Source organism: Sinorhizobium sp. GQ132, from assembly GCF_059758575.1.
Window position 1 is genome coordinate 1 of the sequence record NZ_JCAXDX010000019.1, and the last position, 12,796, is coordinate 12,796.

The following is a 12,796-nucleotide window of genomic DNA, read 5'->3' on the forward strand; positions in this document are numbered from 1 at the left end:
GCCGGGCTCCTACGTGCCGCGTGTCATGGAAATGACCGACTTCAATATGTGGTGCTGGAACAGCCGCATCTTCCCGGGCATCAGCCCGCTGGTCGTTTCCAGGAACGACCGCGTGCGCGTGCGGGTAGGCAATCTCACCATGACCAACCACCCGATCCACATGCACGGCTACGACTTCGAGGTCACATGTACCGACGGCGGCTGGGTCCGACCGGAGGCGCGCTGGCCGGAGGTCAGCATCGACATTCCGGTCGGCGCCATGCGCGCCTACGAATTCGACGCCAAATACGCGGGCGACTGGGCGATCCACTGCCATAAGTCGCACCACACGATGAACGCCATGGGACACGACATCCCGACCTTCATCGGCGTCGACAAGAAGGACGTCGCGGAAAAGATCCGGAAGCTCCACCCGGAATACATGCCGATGGGTACGGCCGGCATGTCCGACATGGGCAAGATGGAGATGGAGCTTCCCGAAAACACCATACCCATGATGACCGGCTGGGGTCCGCACGGGCCGATCGAAATGGGCGGCATGTTCTCCGTCGTCAAGGTGCGCGAGGGCATCTCGGCGGACGATTACTCCGATCCCGGCTGGTACGAGAACCCGCCCGGAACGCAGGCCTGGGAGTGGACGGGCGAGCTTCCGGACTGGACCAGGGCCGATGACGCAAAGACGCGGATCACGCCGAAGCACTCCAAACACGGATGATAGCGCATGACGATCTTCAACCAACCGATCCGTCTCGCCCCCGGAAGGTCGGGCGAGATCGTCTGGAAATTCACCAATGCCGGCGCTTTCAAGATCGCGTGCCTGGTGCCGGGTCACTACGACGCGGGCATGCACGGCGACGTGACTGCCGCACGGAAATAAATCCTCAGGAAAGGGTCTCACATGAAAACGACTGTCAAGTTCACGCTCGCCTTCGCCCTCGCTCTCGGCACTGCCTACGGCGCCATCGCCGGCGACTTCACCAAAGGTACCGTCAAGAAGGTCGATGCCAAAGCGAAGAAGGTCACGCTGAAGCATGAGGACCTGAAGGCTCTCGAAATGCCTGCCATGACGATGGTCTTCAGGGTCAAGGACGAAGCCCTGCTGTCGAAGCTGAAGGAAGGCGATCAGATCGAATTCGTTGCCGAACGCGTCGACGGCAAGCTCACCGTTACCGAGGTGAAGTAGCTCCGATGGGGACGCGGCGGGATGCCGGCGCGTCCCCGTCCCGGCTTCGCCGGTAAGCCTTAAAGCTCAAAAAAAGTGTTTTCCGGCGGAAATGATGGTGCTGCTAGAGAGATTTGAACTCTCGGCCTCTCCCTTACCAAGGGAGTGCTCTACCCCTGAGCTATAGCAGCATCCGGCGGCGCTTCGTGAAGAGCCGCATCAGGCGAGGGGCCTATTGCCATAGCTTGAGGGAGAGCGCAAGCCGCATTTCGAAGTTTTTGGGCGGGCCGCGCCGGGAAGGTGGCGGGCTCACGCGGTCCTGGGCGTTGAAGCTCTTCCATTGCGGCCTGTTGCGGCACGGACCGGCTCGGAAGCAGCTTCGCGGTTTTCCCCGATTTCGCTCTCCTCCGGCCGGCTTGCCGCTTCCGAAGGTCCTGGTTTTGCGGTAATGGATGGCCATGCAGAGCGACGACAACAATAAGCATGTGCCGGGGCGGGCAAAGGGCGCAGGGCATTCGAGCGAGGCCGAGGCGAGGCGGCTGCGTCTGGCGAAGAACCTGCGCGACAATCTCCAGCGGCGCAAGCAGCAGATGCGCGCGCGCCGGGCGGGTGCTGCGGACGAGACATCCGGACTGCCTGCCGCAAAAACGGACGAATCGGAAGATTAGGTCCTGCAACCGGCGGCAGGCGGGGCCGTCCGGGTCCACGCTTCCCTGCATCCCCGCCTTTCAAGGCACTTCTAATTTCACCGCATCTCCACTAAAGAGACGCCCTTCAACAATGCCGGATCGGCATCGATTTTCCAGAAAGGCGGGCAGCGCCCGTTCGAGAGGTCTCATGGATCGCATCAGGATTGTAGGCGGAAACGAACTCCACGGGGTGATCCCCATCTCCGGCGCGAAGAACGCCGCCTTGCCGCTGATGATCGCGTCGCTGCTGACCGACGACACGCTGACGCTCGAAAACGTCCCGCATCTGGCCGATGTCGAGCAATTGATCCGCATCCTGGGCAATCATGGTGCCGACATTTCCGTCAACGGCCGGCGCGAGCGCCAGGGCGAGAGCTATGCCCGCACGGTTCATTTCACCAGCCGCAACATCGTTTCGACGACGGCGCCTTATGAACTCGTCTCGAAAATGCGCGCGAGCTTCTGGGTCATCGGGCCGCTTCTCGCCCGCGAAGGCAAGGCGCGGGTGTCTCTGCCGGGCGGCTGCGCCATCGGAACGCGTCCGGTCGATCTCTTCATCGAGGGGCTGGCAGCACTTGGCGCCAATATCGAGATCGATGGCGGCTACGTCAACGCCACCGCACCGGCAGGCGGGCTCATCGGTGCGCGCTACGTGTTCCCGAAGGTTTCCGTCGGCGCGACCCATGTGCTGATGATGGCGGCAACGCTGGCCAACGGCACGACCGTGCTCGGCAATGCCGCACGCGAGCCCGAAGTCGTCGATCTTGCCAAATGCCTGAACGCCATGGGCGCGAAGATCAGCGGGCAGGGGACGAGCACTATCACCATCGAGGGCGTGCGCTCGCTTTCGGGCGCCCGTCACCGCGTGCTGCCCGATCGCATCGAGACGGGAACCTATGCCATGGCGGTCGCCATGGCGGGCGGCGACGTCATTCTCGAGGACACCGAGGCGAGCCTCCTGGACACGGCGCTCGAGGCGATCCGTCGCGCCGGCGCCGAGATCAGCGAGACGAACAACGGCATCCGCATCGTCCGCAACGGCGCCGGCATCAAGCCGGTCGACATCGTCACCGATCCGTTCCCCGGCTTCCCCACCGACCTCCAGGCGCAGTTCATGGGACTGATGACCCGGTCGAGCGGCGTTTCCCACATTACCGAGACGATCTTCGAAAACCGTTTCATGCATGTGCAGGAACTGGCGCGGCTCGGCGCCAAGATCTCGCTCTCCGGCCAGACGGCCAAGGTCGAGGGCGTGTCGCGGCTGAAGGGCGCGCCGGTGATGGCGACGGATCTCAGGGCCTCAGTTTCGCTCGTCATCGCGGGCCTGGCGGCCGAGGGCGAGACCATGGTCTCGCGCGTTTACCATCTCGACCGCGGCTTCGAGCGCCTCGAAGAGAAGCTCACGCGCTGCGGCGCCCATGTCGAGCGTGTCAGCGACTGATCCGGCTCGGCGCGTCCGATCAGGTGCGCAAAGCCGCTGTGGCGCTTTCGGTCACTTCCCGCGCTCGAGCCGTTGCGGTTTCGGGCGCAACGTCCTATGTCCTTGACGATCACCCGCTAAAATGCGGGGCATAAAACGGACGGGATGAATCGCATGGATGCTTTGAAACTGCTGGCACTCGACGAGGAAGACCTTGGCGTCGTCTCCGCCCATGTGCAGGACGCAGTCTTCAAGGTAGCGGGCATCGCCTACGACGCCCGGCGCCGGCAGTTCACCCTGGTGGTCAACCGCTTCGCCTGGGAAAAGGCGGAGGGCAAGCGCCGCGGCTTCGAGCGGCGCCGTGCCGTCCTTCTGTTCAAATGCGTCAGTGCCGTGCGGTCGCTCGGCTTCGATCGCACCGACATGGAAGCGGTGCTCGACCTTCTCGCCCTGCGCTTCGACGTCAAGGGGGAGGGGCCGGAAGGCACGATCGAGCTCGTGCTCGCGGGCGAGGCGTCGATCGCGCTCGATGTGGAGTGCATCGAGGTGCAGCTTGCCGATACCGGCGGCGCCTGGGAGACGGCGTTCAAGCCGCGCCACCCCGAGGGCGCCTGAGGACGCCGGTTTGAGAACTCCCGCTTGAGCCTCCCCGCCGGCAACCACCAAAAGGATCATCGCATTGGCAATCAGGCTGAACTATCTCGATACGAGCTTCGAGCGCGATTTCGCAACGTTCCTGACGACGAAACGGGAAGTTTCCGAAGACGTCAACGCCGTCGTGCGCACCATCATCGACGATGTCCGCGCCCGCGGAGATGCGGCGCTCGCCGATTATTCCACGCGTTTTGACGGGATCGACTTCACGGTCACGGGCATGGCGGTGACGGCGGCGGAAATAGATGCGGCGATCCACGCGGTTGCTCCGGAAGTGCTCGGTGCTTTGAAAGTCGCGGCGACCCGCATCGAGGCGCATCACCGGCGGCAATTGCCGAAGGACGACATTTACGAAGACCAGATGGGCGTCGGCCTCGGCTCGCGCTGGACGCCGATCGACGCAGTCGGTCTCTATGTGCCCGGCGGCACGGCGAGCTATCCGAGCTCGGTTCTGATGAACGCTCTGCCGGCCAAGGTCGCAGGCGTGCCGCGCATCGTCATGGTCGTGCCGGCCAGCGGCGGGGCGATCAATCCGGCGGTGCTCGCAGCCGCCCGCCTTGCCGGTGTGGAGGAGATCTACCGCATTGGCGGCGCGCAGGCCGTGGCCGCGCTCGCCTACGGCACCGAGACGATCGAACCGGTTGCGAAGATCGTCGGCCCTGGGAATGCCTATGTTGCGGCCGCCAAGCGGCAGGTTTTCGGCACGGTCGGCATCGACATGATCGCCGGGCCGTCGGAAGTGCTGGTGATCGCGGACCGCGACAACGATCCGGATTGGATCGCCGCGGACCTGCTCGCCCAGGCCGAGCACGACGCCGGCGCGCAGGCGATCCTGATCACCGACGATGCGGCCTTCGGCGATGCGGTCGAAAAGGCGGTGGAGCGTCAGTTGAAGACGCTGCCGCGCGCCGACACGGCGGCAGCCAGCTGGCGCGATTTCGGCGCCGTGATCCTGGTTCCGGATTTCGACAAGGCCGTGCCGCTCGCCAACCGCATCGCCCCGGAGCATCTCGAACTGGCGACGGCCGATCCGGACGCGATGGTTCCTGCGATCCGCAATGCCGGTGCGATCTTCATCGGCAGGCACACGCCCGAAGTCATCGGCGACTATGTGGGCGGTTCCAACCACGTGCTGCCGACGGCGCGTTCGGCGCGGTTCTCCTCGGGCCTCGGCGTGCTCGACTATGTGAAGCGAACATCGATCCTGCGGCTCGGCCCGGATCAGTTGCGCATTCTCGGGCCCGCCGCGATCGCGCTGGCAAGATCGGAAGGCCTCGAGGCCCATGCCCGATCGGTTGCCATCCGCCTCAACCTCGGGGAAGAGGGATGAAGGCCGATCGCAACCTGCGGCTCTGCGATGTCGTGCTGGACGAGACGATCGGCCGCTCGACGCCGGATGTGGAGCATGAGCGCGCGGTTGCGATCTTCGACCTGCTCGAAGATAATCTGTTCGAACCCGTCGGGCATTCCGGCGGCCCCTATCGGCTCAACCTGTCGCTGGTCGACGCGAAGCTGGTCTTCCGGATTTCGACGGATGGCGGTACCGAGGTCGCCACCCACATCCTCTCGCTCACGCCCTTTCGCCGTATCGTGAAGGACTACTTCATGATCTGCGAAAGCTATTACCAGGCGATCCGGTCGGCGACGCCGAGCCAGATCGAGGCGATCGACATGGGGCGGCGCGGCATCCACAACGAGGGTTCTCAGACCCTGATGGACCGGCTATCGGGCAAGATCAGGCTGGATTTCGATACGGCGCGCCGGCTCTTCACGCTCGTCTGCGTGCTCTACTGGCGCGGCTGACGGGGAGGCGGAGATGATCGCGACCGCCACGCCGCAATCGAAAGCGCCCCGCTCGGTTCTTTTCATGTGCGGCATGAACGCCATCCGTTCGCCGATGGCCGAGGCGCTCGCCCGCGTGGCGCTTCCGAAGGGGACCTACGTCGCCTCCGCCGGCGTCCGGCAGGGCGAGCGGGATCCCTTCGTAGACGTGGTCCTCGAAGAGGTCGGGCTGACGATCGGCCGGCATCAGCCGCGCACGCTCGAAGAGCTCGAAGACGATTACTTCGACCTCATCGTGACGCTGGCGCCCGAAGCCCACCACATGGCCCTTGAATTGACCCGATCCATGGCCGTGGATGTGGTATACTGGCCGACACCCGACCCGACCGTTGCGACCGGCACACGGGAGCAGATCGTGGCCGCCTACCGGGCGGTGCGCGATCATCTGGCGACGCTGATCGCAAGCCGTCTCGCCGTGGAAAGCCCCCAGAAAGGCAGTCCTCCGGCGGCATGATTCCGATCCTCGCGCCGCGATTCGATGCGCGATGATCGGGTACCCGAAAAAGCCTGATCAAAGCGGTTCACAAAGCCGCGGCGATTGTGTAGTTTCCGGCAACTTTTCGAGGATGCCTGTTGCGTCCGCTATTGAGCACGAGAAAGAACAGTCCTGCATGGCGAAAGAAGAAGTCCTAGAATTTCCGGGCGTGGTCACCGAATTGCTTCCCAACGCGACGTTTCGCGTGAAGCTTGAAAACGAGCACGAGATCATCGCCCACACGGCGGGCCGCATGCGCAAGAACCGTATCCGCGTTCTGGCCGGCGACAAGGTCCTCGTCGAGATGACGCCCTATGACCTGACGAAGGGTCGCATCACCTACCGCTTCAAGTAGGCCCCGGCCGAATGCACGTCGCCCAAAAGTGCTGAGCGATTTTGGGCAGCGATATGCACGAGCATGGCACAAACTCCGGGAATAACGGCTCGCATCGATGGCAGTGACCAAGAAACTGATACTGGCGTCCGGATCGCCGCGTCGTGTCGAGCTCCTGGCGCAGGCGGGAATCGAGCCCGCGCGCCTCATGCCGATGGACCTGGACGAAACGCCGAAGCGTTCGGAACACCCTCGCTCGCTTGCGCGGCGGCTCTCGGCTGAAAAGGCGAAGGCGGCGCTTTCTGCGATTACCGGCGACCCGGCCTGGGACGGCAGCTACATTCTCGCAGCCGACACCGTCGTTTGCGTCGGCCGCCGTATCCTGCCGAAGCCGGAACTGGTGAGCGAGGCGTCGAGCGCATTGCATCTTCTGTCGGGCCGCAGCCACCGCGTCTATACGGGCATCTGCCTCGTCACGCCCGACCGCACGCTTCGCCAGAAGGTGATCGACACCAAGGTGCGATTCAAGCGCCTTTCCACGCTCGACATCGAGAGCTATCTCGCTTCCGGCCAGTGGCGCGGCAAGGCCGGCGGATATGGTATCCAGGGAATTGCCGGAGGTTTCGTCGTGAAGCTGGTCGGCTCTTACACCAATGTGGTAGGCTTGCCGCTCTATGAGACCGTCAATCTCCTCGTCGGCGAAGGGTACGACGTGCACGATCGTTGGCTGGAAGGCTGAGAGGATGCGCGGCGAAGGCAAGAAGAACGGGTCGAACGTAGAACCCCTGCGCGCAACGCGTCCCTGCGCGGAGTGCGGACGCCCGTCCGTGCGCGAGCATTATCCCTTCTGTTCCGAGCGGTGCCGTAACGTCGATCTCAATCGCTGGCTGTCCGGTTCCTATGCGATCCCGGTCGCCGACGACGAGTCGAAGGCCGACGACGGCGACGAACGGTAATTCTTCGCTCCACCCGAACATCGGTTATTTCGGAGCGGGCCCCGGGGAATTCGCGGACGCCGGCGATCTCTCTGAATTCCTTCGACTTTCTCCACCTTTCCGCAGCCAGCTAAATTCCTTCGAAAAAGAGTCATTTGGTGCTGGACACGGCCGAACAAGATGTTATAACCCCGCTCGCTTCCGGGGCGAACGACACGCCCCAGCGGTTTCCCGAAGGAGACTGCCGCCGTCAAGGCAGGATGCCCGGATAGCTCAGTTGGTAGAGCAGCGGATTGAAAATCCGCGTGTCGGTGGTTCAAATCCGCCTCCGGGCACCATTTTTCTCTTAAAATCATTGAGTTTTTAAAAGCTCTTCGAGCCTTCTTGCGCCGCCGGTTGCGGGACGGACAGCGCGGAGGTTCTGGCAGCGCTCTTTGCGCCGGCGGAAGAGCTGGCTCACATGAACGCCCGCCGAGTGCGCGATCTCCGAAACGCTTGCGCCTGACTCAAGCCTCGCCGCGACCAGCCGCTCCTCCTCCCGAGACCAGCGCCGACGCCGCTCGACCGACATAATCACCTCAATCTGATGCTTCGTCACAGGACTAATCCGAGTGTTACGTGAAGCTATTCAGCAGCCTCAGCAGCCGTGTTTCCGCGCACTTGCGGCTTGATATCAATCATAAATGTAGTTACATTAATTCATGAGAATTGTATGGGACGAGCCCAAACGGCAAGCCAACCTTGAAAAGCATGGTTTCGATTTTGCCGATGTAAGCGACATTGATTGGGCGAGTGCCATCCTTGAGGACAGCAAGCCAGATGCTTCGGGCGGAAAGCGCTTGAAGGCTATCGGTTATTTTCGTGATGGGACAGCAGCGGTCATTTTCGCGACACTCGGAACGGAAGCTATATCGATCATCAGTTTTCGTCCTGCTAGCGACAGAGAAAGAAGGAGGCTTCCATGGCCACCAAGACCCAAAAGCTGAAAACGTTTGAGCCAGGTCACGGTTACACGAAAGAAGACTGGGACGCTGTCGATTTTCCCGAGTTGACCGACGAAGAGCTTGCCAACATGCGCCCGGCAAAAGAGGTGCTACCGCCTGAGTTTTTCAGAGCTATCGAAGAGCATCGCAGATCGCGTGGGCGCCCACCGCTGGAGCATCCGAAAAAGCAAATCACCCTCCGGTTGGACGAAGATGTGATTGCTAAGTTTCGAGCAAGCGGCAAAGGCTGGCAGGGCCGGATGAATGAGGCGTTACGAAAAGCTGCAGGCATATAGCCGGCGCGAAAATTCACGCATTTCCAGCACATGCGCATAGAGGCGGCCTATAAACCGCCAGCTTAGCGGATCTTTCGGCCAGTTGAAAATCCGCGTGTCGCCAGGTGTCCGGCTTCCATCGAGATATTGGCCTTTACCGGGCGACGACTCGACGATGGCGGGAACGACAACGAAGGCCGCTCCATCCGCGAGCTGTTCGGCGACCTCGGATACTGACGCAGTTCGTCAATGTTTCGCGGCTCCGGGACCTCGCCGTCATCGTTCCGCGGCCGCATCAGCGCGCAATACCTCATCACAGTCTGGCCCATCGCAGTCGCGCCGGGTGCAGCAGGAAGGCGACACCGTAAGCCCCATCGTGTTCGTCGCCGCCGATATTGTGCCAGCATCACCTCCAAGCGGGCCACGGCACTCATCCGCGGCCTTAACTCGAGCTGCTTATTTTCGCTGCCGAACGATGTATCTTTAGCAGTATCCCATTGAATCCTCTGCCGTGGACGCCGCGTCGGGGCTGGCGGGATTGCGAATTTTCGACCACAAATACGAAAACATGCCGAGGCACGCGGCAGCGCGAGGGGGTTGGAATGAAATTCCGCGTCTCCGACGGGGCACGATTTTTTCTGCTCGGACAGCGCAAGACGATTTTCGTCGAAGCGTCGCAGCAGATTTTTGAGGTTGACGACCTTACCGCGTATCTCACCTGCCTTCTCGGCGAACCCTTGTCGCAGCGCCGGCTGGAGGCCGATCTCGTGGCACGCGGCGCCGGCCGGGCCGAAGCGCGCAAATCGGTGCGGGATTATCTTCTTTATATGTCCCGCGAGGGTCTGCTGGAGATTGCCTTCGACGCCGAGGACGGGGCGCCGATACACACGCATGTGCTGGATTTGCATGGAGCCGCCGTCTCGATAGCATATCACGATAGAGGCCTCCTCGATCTCATCCTGCCCGTATTCGATCATCAGGCGTCAGAGGGCCTGAAGCCGTCGGTCTCCTATGCGGTGGCGAAGTTCGGCAACCGCGTGTGCGTCAGCCGCAACCGTTCCCCCGGCATGATCGTCGCGGTCAACGAAGCGGTGCCGGCGCTGAAAGCGTTGCTGACGGAGGATGTGCTTGCAAGCCTCGGTACCAAGGTCGCGCTTCATGCCGCGCACCTGGTGAAGAATGGGAAGGGGCTTCTGATTTGCGGCGCGCCGGGCGCGGGCAAGTCGACGCTCGCGCTCGCGCTCCTCGAAGCAGGCTTTGCCTGCGGCGGCGACGATATCGCGCTGATGACGCCGGACGGTCTGCTGCGGGGCGTTCCCTTCGCCCCTGCTCTGAAGCGCGGCTCATGGGGTCTCCTCGAAAGCATGCGCGGCACGATCGAAGCGGCGCCGGTTCATCGCCGCCTCGACAATCGATATGTCCGCTACCTGGCGTCGATCCCCTTTGCGTCCGACGATGCAGTGCCGCTTGGCACCATCGTGCTGCTGCGCCGGCGCAAAGGCCGGACGGAGCTTGCCGCGGTCGAACCGGCGCGGGTTTTGTCGGAACTCTTTCTCGGCGCCTTTACGCCGACACGGCGCCTCGATCTGTCGCAGTTCGACGCCCTGCTGAACGCCATTCGCGGCGCCAGTGCCGTCGAGCTTTCCTATATGCGGCTGGACGAGGCCGTAGAAATGCTGAGCAGGCACCATGACGGGACGTAGCTACCGAAACCTTCTCGCGCTCACATCCTGCCTCAACGGCAACCCTCCGGCTGACGTGGACTGGGAGCACGTCATCGCGCTTGCGAATGATAGCCTGACGGTATCCTCGCTCGCTCTCGCGGCGAGGAAATATGCGGTGGACGTGCCCGAGGATGTCCGTCGCTACCTCTCTCTGATTTACGACAGGAACGCGGAGCGCAACAGGAGACTGTTGGCGCAACTGACCGAGGCGGTCCAATGCCTCGCCCGCATCGGCGTGGAGCCGGTCCTCATGAAGGGTGCGGCAATCCTGGTTGCACAGAAGCCGGACGAGATCGGCGCGCGGATGCTGACCGACCTCGACATTCTCGTCCGCCCCGCCGACATGGCTTCATCGATTGGAGCACTGCAGGACATCGGTTACGAGATCCGCCTTGCCGCCGGCAGCGGCTCATGGCCGGGAAACCCCAAATTCCATCTGCCCGCAGTCCTGGAGCGGCCGACGGATGCAGGGAGCATCGATCTTCAATGCCGGCCTAAAGGGCCGGCCTCCTTCAGCGATATCGAATGGCTGTATGGGCACAGCCGCAGGATCGCCCTCGATGGGGGAGACGTTCGCATTTCGTCGCCCTTTGCCCAGATCGTCTTCCTGATCTTGCATGATCAGTTCCAGGATGGCGACTACTGGCGCGGCCTGATCGATCTACGGCACCTTCTCGATCTGTCGAAGCTCGCAGCCTCGGACAGCGTCGACTGGGCGCAGCTGATGTCGCTTTTCGCCAGGGGGTACGAAAGACATGCGGTCGAGACGCAGATTCTGACAGCCGACATGCTGTTCGGGATAGGTGGGGCGTCCGGTTTGTCCGCCGGGAAGCTGCCGCGGCTTCAATTGCAACGCAGACGCGTCCAGCTTGGAAGGGATTATCTCTTCGTCCCCTTCACCGTTTTCACGCTCCTGACCGAGATCGCCCACTACCCGTCCTGGGACCGGTACGGCGGTGAGTCATACCCGTCGCGGCGCCAGGAGGCCGAGCGGAAAATCCGCGAGCTCCGACGTATCTTTCGGTCGAGACCGCCGGGAAAGATCTAGAGTAGATATTGATGACTGAAGGGTGCCGATTTCCTGTAACGTTATTGAGTGTATACCAAAATAAATCTTTAGCTATTTATGGCTAATTATAATTGATTATATAGTATTCTATATGGCGGAAAGCACCCAAATGTAACACTATTTTCCAGCGCAATTTTACTGTAAATTCGGCGAAATAGTCAACGCACAGGGGGAGGCGTCCATGAGTTCCGAAATGCCAAACGGACTGCCGTCGCGCAGCGACGAAGACCGGCGTGAATTTCTGAAGAATTGTGGGCGCTTCGCGGTGGTGACGCCCCCCGCCGTCACCATGCTGCTTTCGACCAGCCTTACATCGTATGCAATTGCCAAGTCGGGTGGTGGCGGCGGCGGTGGCGGCGCGAAGGGCAACAATGGCTACGGCAACGGTCCGGACGGAACAAATCCCGGTAGCGCGCATGGCGGCGGCGTGTCGCAGGGCGGCCCGGGAGCCGGGCAGTCGCAGGGCGGTTCGAAGTCAGGCGGGGTCTTGCGGTAATCGCTCGCCAATGCGGGTCGTGGGCCGGAGCAAGCCGGATCACGCCAATGAAGGTGATTTGTTAACCAATTTCTTACAAAATTCTTGACGCCGATGATCACGGGCCGGCTGGCCCGTCGATCCGGCGCAGGTGCGGCATTCGTCTTCCTGAGGAGCTGGGTAGGATGTACGAAATGACGGAACACATGATGAAAGTGCTGATGAGCATCATCGCCGCACTGTCGCTCGGGTCCCTGGTGTTCCTGATGGCGATCGTCTAGATCCCGATGACTGTGCGGCTCTCCTAGGGATAAAGATAGAGCTGGTCCCAGTTCTCCCGCGGCACACGTTCTCCGATCTTGTATTCGAAGGACAGCACCTCAAGGTGCTCGGAATCCGTTTTGCACCTGAATGCCAGTTTGTACCAGTCGCCCTTGCTTCGGAATACCGCGCCCGTCGCCTTCATCCTGTCGCCTTTCATGACGGGATCGGCGAAGGTATAGGCGATGACCTTGTCCGGTTTGAACCGGTTCTTGTCGGCGCCGATCCGCTCCATCGCTTCCGTATCGCAACGCTGCTCCAGCCGCGTCTGGGGATCGAGCTTCTCGAATTGCCGGACGAGGGACCGGTCCATCGCTTGCGTTGGGCATGCCGCCAATGTGGCGAGGGCGAGGGCGCATGCGCGTGATTTCATTTCTCCGTACCGCTCCAGATCTACAGCGCGGTGCATTCCGACTCATCGGCCTGCTTCGCGGGGTG

Annotated in this window: 18 protein-coding genes, 2 tRNA genes and 1 pseudogene; 18 read left to right on the top strand and 3 right to left on the bottom strand. The window is 62.1% G+C overall.

The features are described from left to right. From AC6CIG_RS27630 to AC6CIG_RS27640, 3 genes and pseudogenes are all read left to right on the top strand, one after another. Positions 1-715 (top strand): multicopper oxidase domain-containing protein (locus AC6CIG_RS27630; protein ID WP_498324215.1); only part of this gene is annotated, 715 nt, incomplete at its 5' end. A gap of 27 nt (positions 716-742) precedes the next feature. Next, a pseudogene (locus AC6CIG_RS27635) lies at positions 743-877 on the top strand (cupredoxin domain-containing protein); the annotation flags it as partial. Positions 878-898: 21 nt separating this feature from the next. Continuing rightward, positions 899-1,183 (top strand): copper-binding protein, encoded by a 285-nt coding sequence (locus tag AC6CIG_RS27640; protein ID WP_018094173.1) that lies wholly within the window; start codon positions 899-901, stop codon positions 1,181-1,183. Between the two features lie 95 nt (positions 1,184-1,278). On the opposite strand, the gene AC6CIG_RS27645 is transcribed toward AC6CIG_RS27640, so the two are convergent. Further along, a tRNA-Thr gene (locus AC6CIG_RS27645) sits at positions 1,279-1,353 on the bottom strand. A gap of 261 nt (positions 1,354-1,614) precedes the next feature. Between AC6CIG_RS27645 and AC6CIG_RS27650 the strand changes: the two genes are divergently transcribed. The 10 genes from AC6CIG_RS27650 (at position 1,615) to AC6CIG_RS27695 (ending at position 7,849) form a co-directional block, all read left to right on the top strand. After that, positions 1,615-1,830: a hypothetical protein gene (locus AC6CIG_RS27650; RefSeq protein ID WP_018094174.1), complete on the top strand. Its 216-nt coding sequence runs from the start codon at positions 1,615-1,617 to the stop codon at positions 1,828-1,830. A gap of 169 nt (positions 1,831-1,999) precedes the next feature. Beyond that, positions 2,000-3,292 carry a UDP-N-acetylglucosamine 1-carboxyvinyltransferase gene (murA, locus tag AC6CIG_RS27655; RefSeq protein WP_324762879.1) on the top strand — a complete coding sequence of 431 codons (1,293 nt, stop codon included), beginning with the start codon at positions 2,000-2,002 and terminating at the stop codon, positions 3,290-3,292. 153 nt (positions 3,293-3,445) lie between these two features. After that, complete coding sequence (locus tag AC6CIG_RS27660; RefSeq protein ID WP_018094176.1) at positions 3,446-3,886, top strand: DUF2948 family protein; 441 nt, start codon at positions 3,446-3,448, stop codon at positions 3,884-3,886. A gap of 64 nt (positions 3,887-3,950) precedes the next feature. Continuing rightward, positions 3,951-5,255: a histidinol dehydrogenase gene (gene hisD, locus AC6CIG_RS27665; RefSeq protein ID WP_498324216.1), complete on the top strand. Its 1,305-nt coding sequence runs from the start codon at positions 3,951-3,953 to the stop codon at positions 5,253-5,255. Further along, the gene (locus AC6CIG_RS27670) at positions 5,252-5,728 is read left to right on the top strand and encodes a UPF0262 family protein (protein WP_018094178.1); all 477 of its coding nucleotides are present in this window, start codon (positions 5,252-5,254) and stop codon (positions 5,726-5,728) included. The genes hisD and AC6CIG_RS27670 overlap by 4 nt, the downstream gene beginning before the upstream one ends. Positions 5,729-5,741: 13 nt before the next feature. Next, the gene (locus AC6CIG_RS27675) at positions 5,742-6,221 is read left to right on the top strand and encodes an arsenate-mycothiol transferase ArsC (RefSeq protein ID WP_100669629.1); all 480 of its coding nucleotides are present in this window, start codon (positions 5,742-5,744) and stop codon (positions 6,219-6,221) included. A gap of 157 nt (positions 6,222-6,378) precedes the next feature. Further along, positions 6,379-6,597 carry a translation initiation factor IF-1 gene (infA, locus tag AC6CIG_RS27680; protein WP_004435948.1) on the top strand — a complete coding sequence of 73 codons (219 nt, stop codon included), beginning with the start codon at positions 6,379-6,381 and terminating at the stop codon, positions 6,595-6,597. A 97-nt stretch (positions 6,598-6,694) separates the two neighbouring features. Next, on the top strand, positions 6,695-7,315 hold the full coding sequence (locus AC6CIG_RS27685) for a Maf-like protein (protein WP_004435951.1): 621 nt from the start codon (positions 6,695-6,697) through the stop codon (positions 7,313-7,315). Positions 7,316-7,319: 4 nt separating this feature from the next. Continuing rightward, positions 7,320-7,532, top strand: a complete 213-nt coding sequence (gene yacG, locus AC6CIG_RS27690) for a DNA gyrase inhibitor YacG (RefSeq protein WP_018094182.1) — start codon at positions 7,320-7,322, stop codon at positions 7,530-7,532. Between the two features lie 241 nt (positions 7,533-7,773). After that, a tRNA-Phe gene (locus tag AC6CIG_RS27695) sits at positions 7,774-7,849 on the top strand. Between the two features lie 14 nt (positions 7,850-7,863). On the opposite strand, the gene AC6CIG_RS27700 is transcribed toward AC6CIG_RS27695, so the two are convergent. Further along, a complete protein-coding gene (locus AC6CIG_RS27700) occupies positions 7,864-8,109 on the bottom strand; it encodes a transposase (protein WP_437411799.1) in 246 nt (81 codons plus the stop codon). Positions 8,110-8,212: 103 nt separating this feature from the next. Between AC6CIG_RS27700 and AC6CIG_RS27705 the strand changes: the two genes are divergently transcribed. From AC6CIG_RS27705 to AC6CIG_RS27725, 5 genes are all read left to right on the top strand, one after another. Further along, positions 8,213-8,497, top strand: a complete 285-nt coding sequence (locus AC6CIG_RS27705) for a BrnT family toxin (RefSeq protein WP_437407852.1) — start codon at positions 8,213-8,215, stop codon at positions 8,495-8,497. Then, a complete protein-coding gene (locus tag AC6CIG_RS27710; RefSeq protein ID WP_324762882.1) occupies positions 8,473-8,790 on the top strand; it encodes a BrnA antitoxin family protein in 318 nt (105 codons plus the stop codon). Before AC6CIG_RS27705 ends, AC6CIG_RS27710 begins: the two co-directional genes overlap by 25 nt. A gap of 581 nt (positions 8,791-9,371) precedes the next feature. Then, a complete protein-coding gene (locus AC6CIG_RS27715; RefSeq protein WP_437411797.1) occupies positions 9,372-10,472 on the top strand; it encodes a serine kinase in 1,101 nt (366 codons plus the stop codon). Then, positions 10,459-11,541 (top strand): nucleotidyltransferase family protein, encoded by a 1,083-nt coding sequence (locus tag AC6CIG_RS27720; RefSeq protein WP_437411795.1) that lies wholly within the window; start codon positions 10,459-10,461, stop codon positions 11,539-11,541. The genes AC6CIG_RS27715 and AC6CIG_RS27720 overlap by 14 nt, the downstream gene beginning before the upstream one ends. Positions 11,542-11,743: 202 nt before the next feature. Beyond that, positions 11,744-12,058: a hypothetical protein gene (locus AC6CIG_RS27725; protein WP_437407849.1), complete on the top strand. Its 315-nt coding sequence runs from the start codon at positions 11,744-11,746 to the stop codon at positions 12,056-12,058. A 283-nt stretch (positions 12,059-12,341) separates the two neighbouring features. On the opposite strand, the gene AC6CIG_RS27730 is transcribed toward AC6CIG_RS27725, so the two are convergent. After that, positions 12,342-12,731: a DUF930 domain-containing protein gene (locus tag AC6CIG_RS27730; protein ID WP_018094189.1), complete on the bottom strand. Its 390-nt coding sequence runs from the start codon at positions 12,729-12,731 to the stop codon at positions 12,342-12,344. Positions 12,732-12,796: the final 65 nt, after the last annotated feature.

Excerpts from the sequence above, each read along its gene's own strand:
- AC6CIG_RS27640 (WP_018094173.1), top strand. The coding sequence starts at position 899 with ATGAAAACGACTGTCAAGTTCACGCTCGCCTTCGCCCTCGCTCTCGGC.
- AC6CIG_RS27650 (WP_018094174.1), top strand. The coding sequence starts at position 1,615 with ATGGCCATGCAGAGCGACGACAACAATAAGCATGTGCCGGGGCGGGCA.
- murA (WP_324762879.1), top strand. The coding sequence starts at position 2,000 with ATGGATCGCATCAGGATTGTAGGCGGAAACGAACTCCACGGGGTGATC.
- AC6CIG_RS27660 (WP_018094176.1), top strand. The coding sequence starts at position 3,446 with ATGGATGCTTTGAAACTGCTGGCACTCGACGAGGAAGACCTTGGCGTC.
- AC6CIG_RS27670 (WP_018094178.1), top strand. The coding sequence starts at position 5,252 with ATGAAGGCCGATCGCAACCTGCGGCTCTGCGATGTCGTGCTGGACGAG.
- AC6CIG_RS27675 (WP_100669629.1), top strand. The coding sequence starts at position 5,742 with ATGATCGCGACCGCCACGCCGCAATCGAAAGCGCCCCGCTCGGTTCTT.
- infA (WP_004435948.1), top strand. The coding sequence starts at position 6,379 with ATGGCGAAAGAAGAAGTCCTAGAATTTCCGGGCGTGGTCACCGAATTG.
- AC6CIG_RS27685 (WP_004435951.1), top strand. The coding sequence starts at position 6,695 with ATGGCAGTGACCAAGAAACTGATACTGGCGTCCGGATCGCCGCGTCGT.
- yacG (WP_018094182.1), top strand. The coding sequence starts at position 7,320 with ATGCGCGGCGAAGGCAAGAAGAACGGGTCGAACGTAGAACCCCTGCGC.
- AC6CIG_RS27705 (WP_437407852.1), top strand. The coding sequence starts at position 8,213 with ATGAGAATTGTATGGGACGAGCCCAAACGGCAAGCCAACCTTGAAAAG.
- AC6CIG_RS27710 (WP_324762882.1), top strand. The coding sequence starts at position 8,473 with ATGGCCACCAAGACCCAAAAGCTGAAAACGTTTGAGCCAGGTCACGGT.
- AC6CIG_RS27715 (WP_437411797.1), top strand. The coding sequence starts at position 9,372 with ATGAAATTCCGCGTCTCCGACGGGGCACGATTTTTTCTGCTCGGACAG.
- AC6CIG_RS27720 (WP_437411795.1), top strand. The coding sequence starts at position 10,459 with ATGACGGGACGTAGCTACCGAAACCTTCTCGCGCTCACATCCTGCCTC.
- AC6CIG_RS27725 (WP_437407849.1), top strand. The coding sequence starts at position 11,744 with ATGAGTTCCGAAATGCCAAACGGACTGCCGTCGCGCAGCGACGAAGAC.
- AC6CIG_RS27730 (WP_018094189.1), bottom strand. The coding sequence starts at position 12,731 with ATGAAATCACGCGCATGCGCCCTCGCCCTCGCCACATTGGCGGCATGC.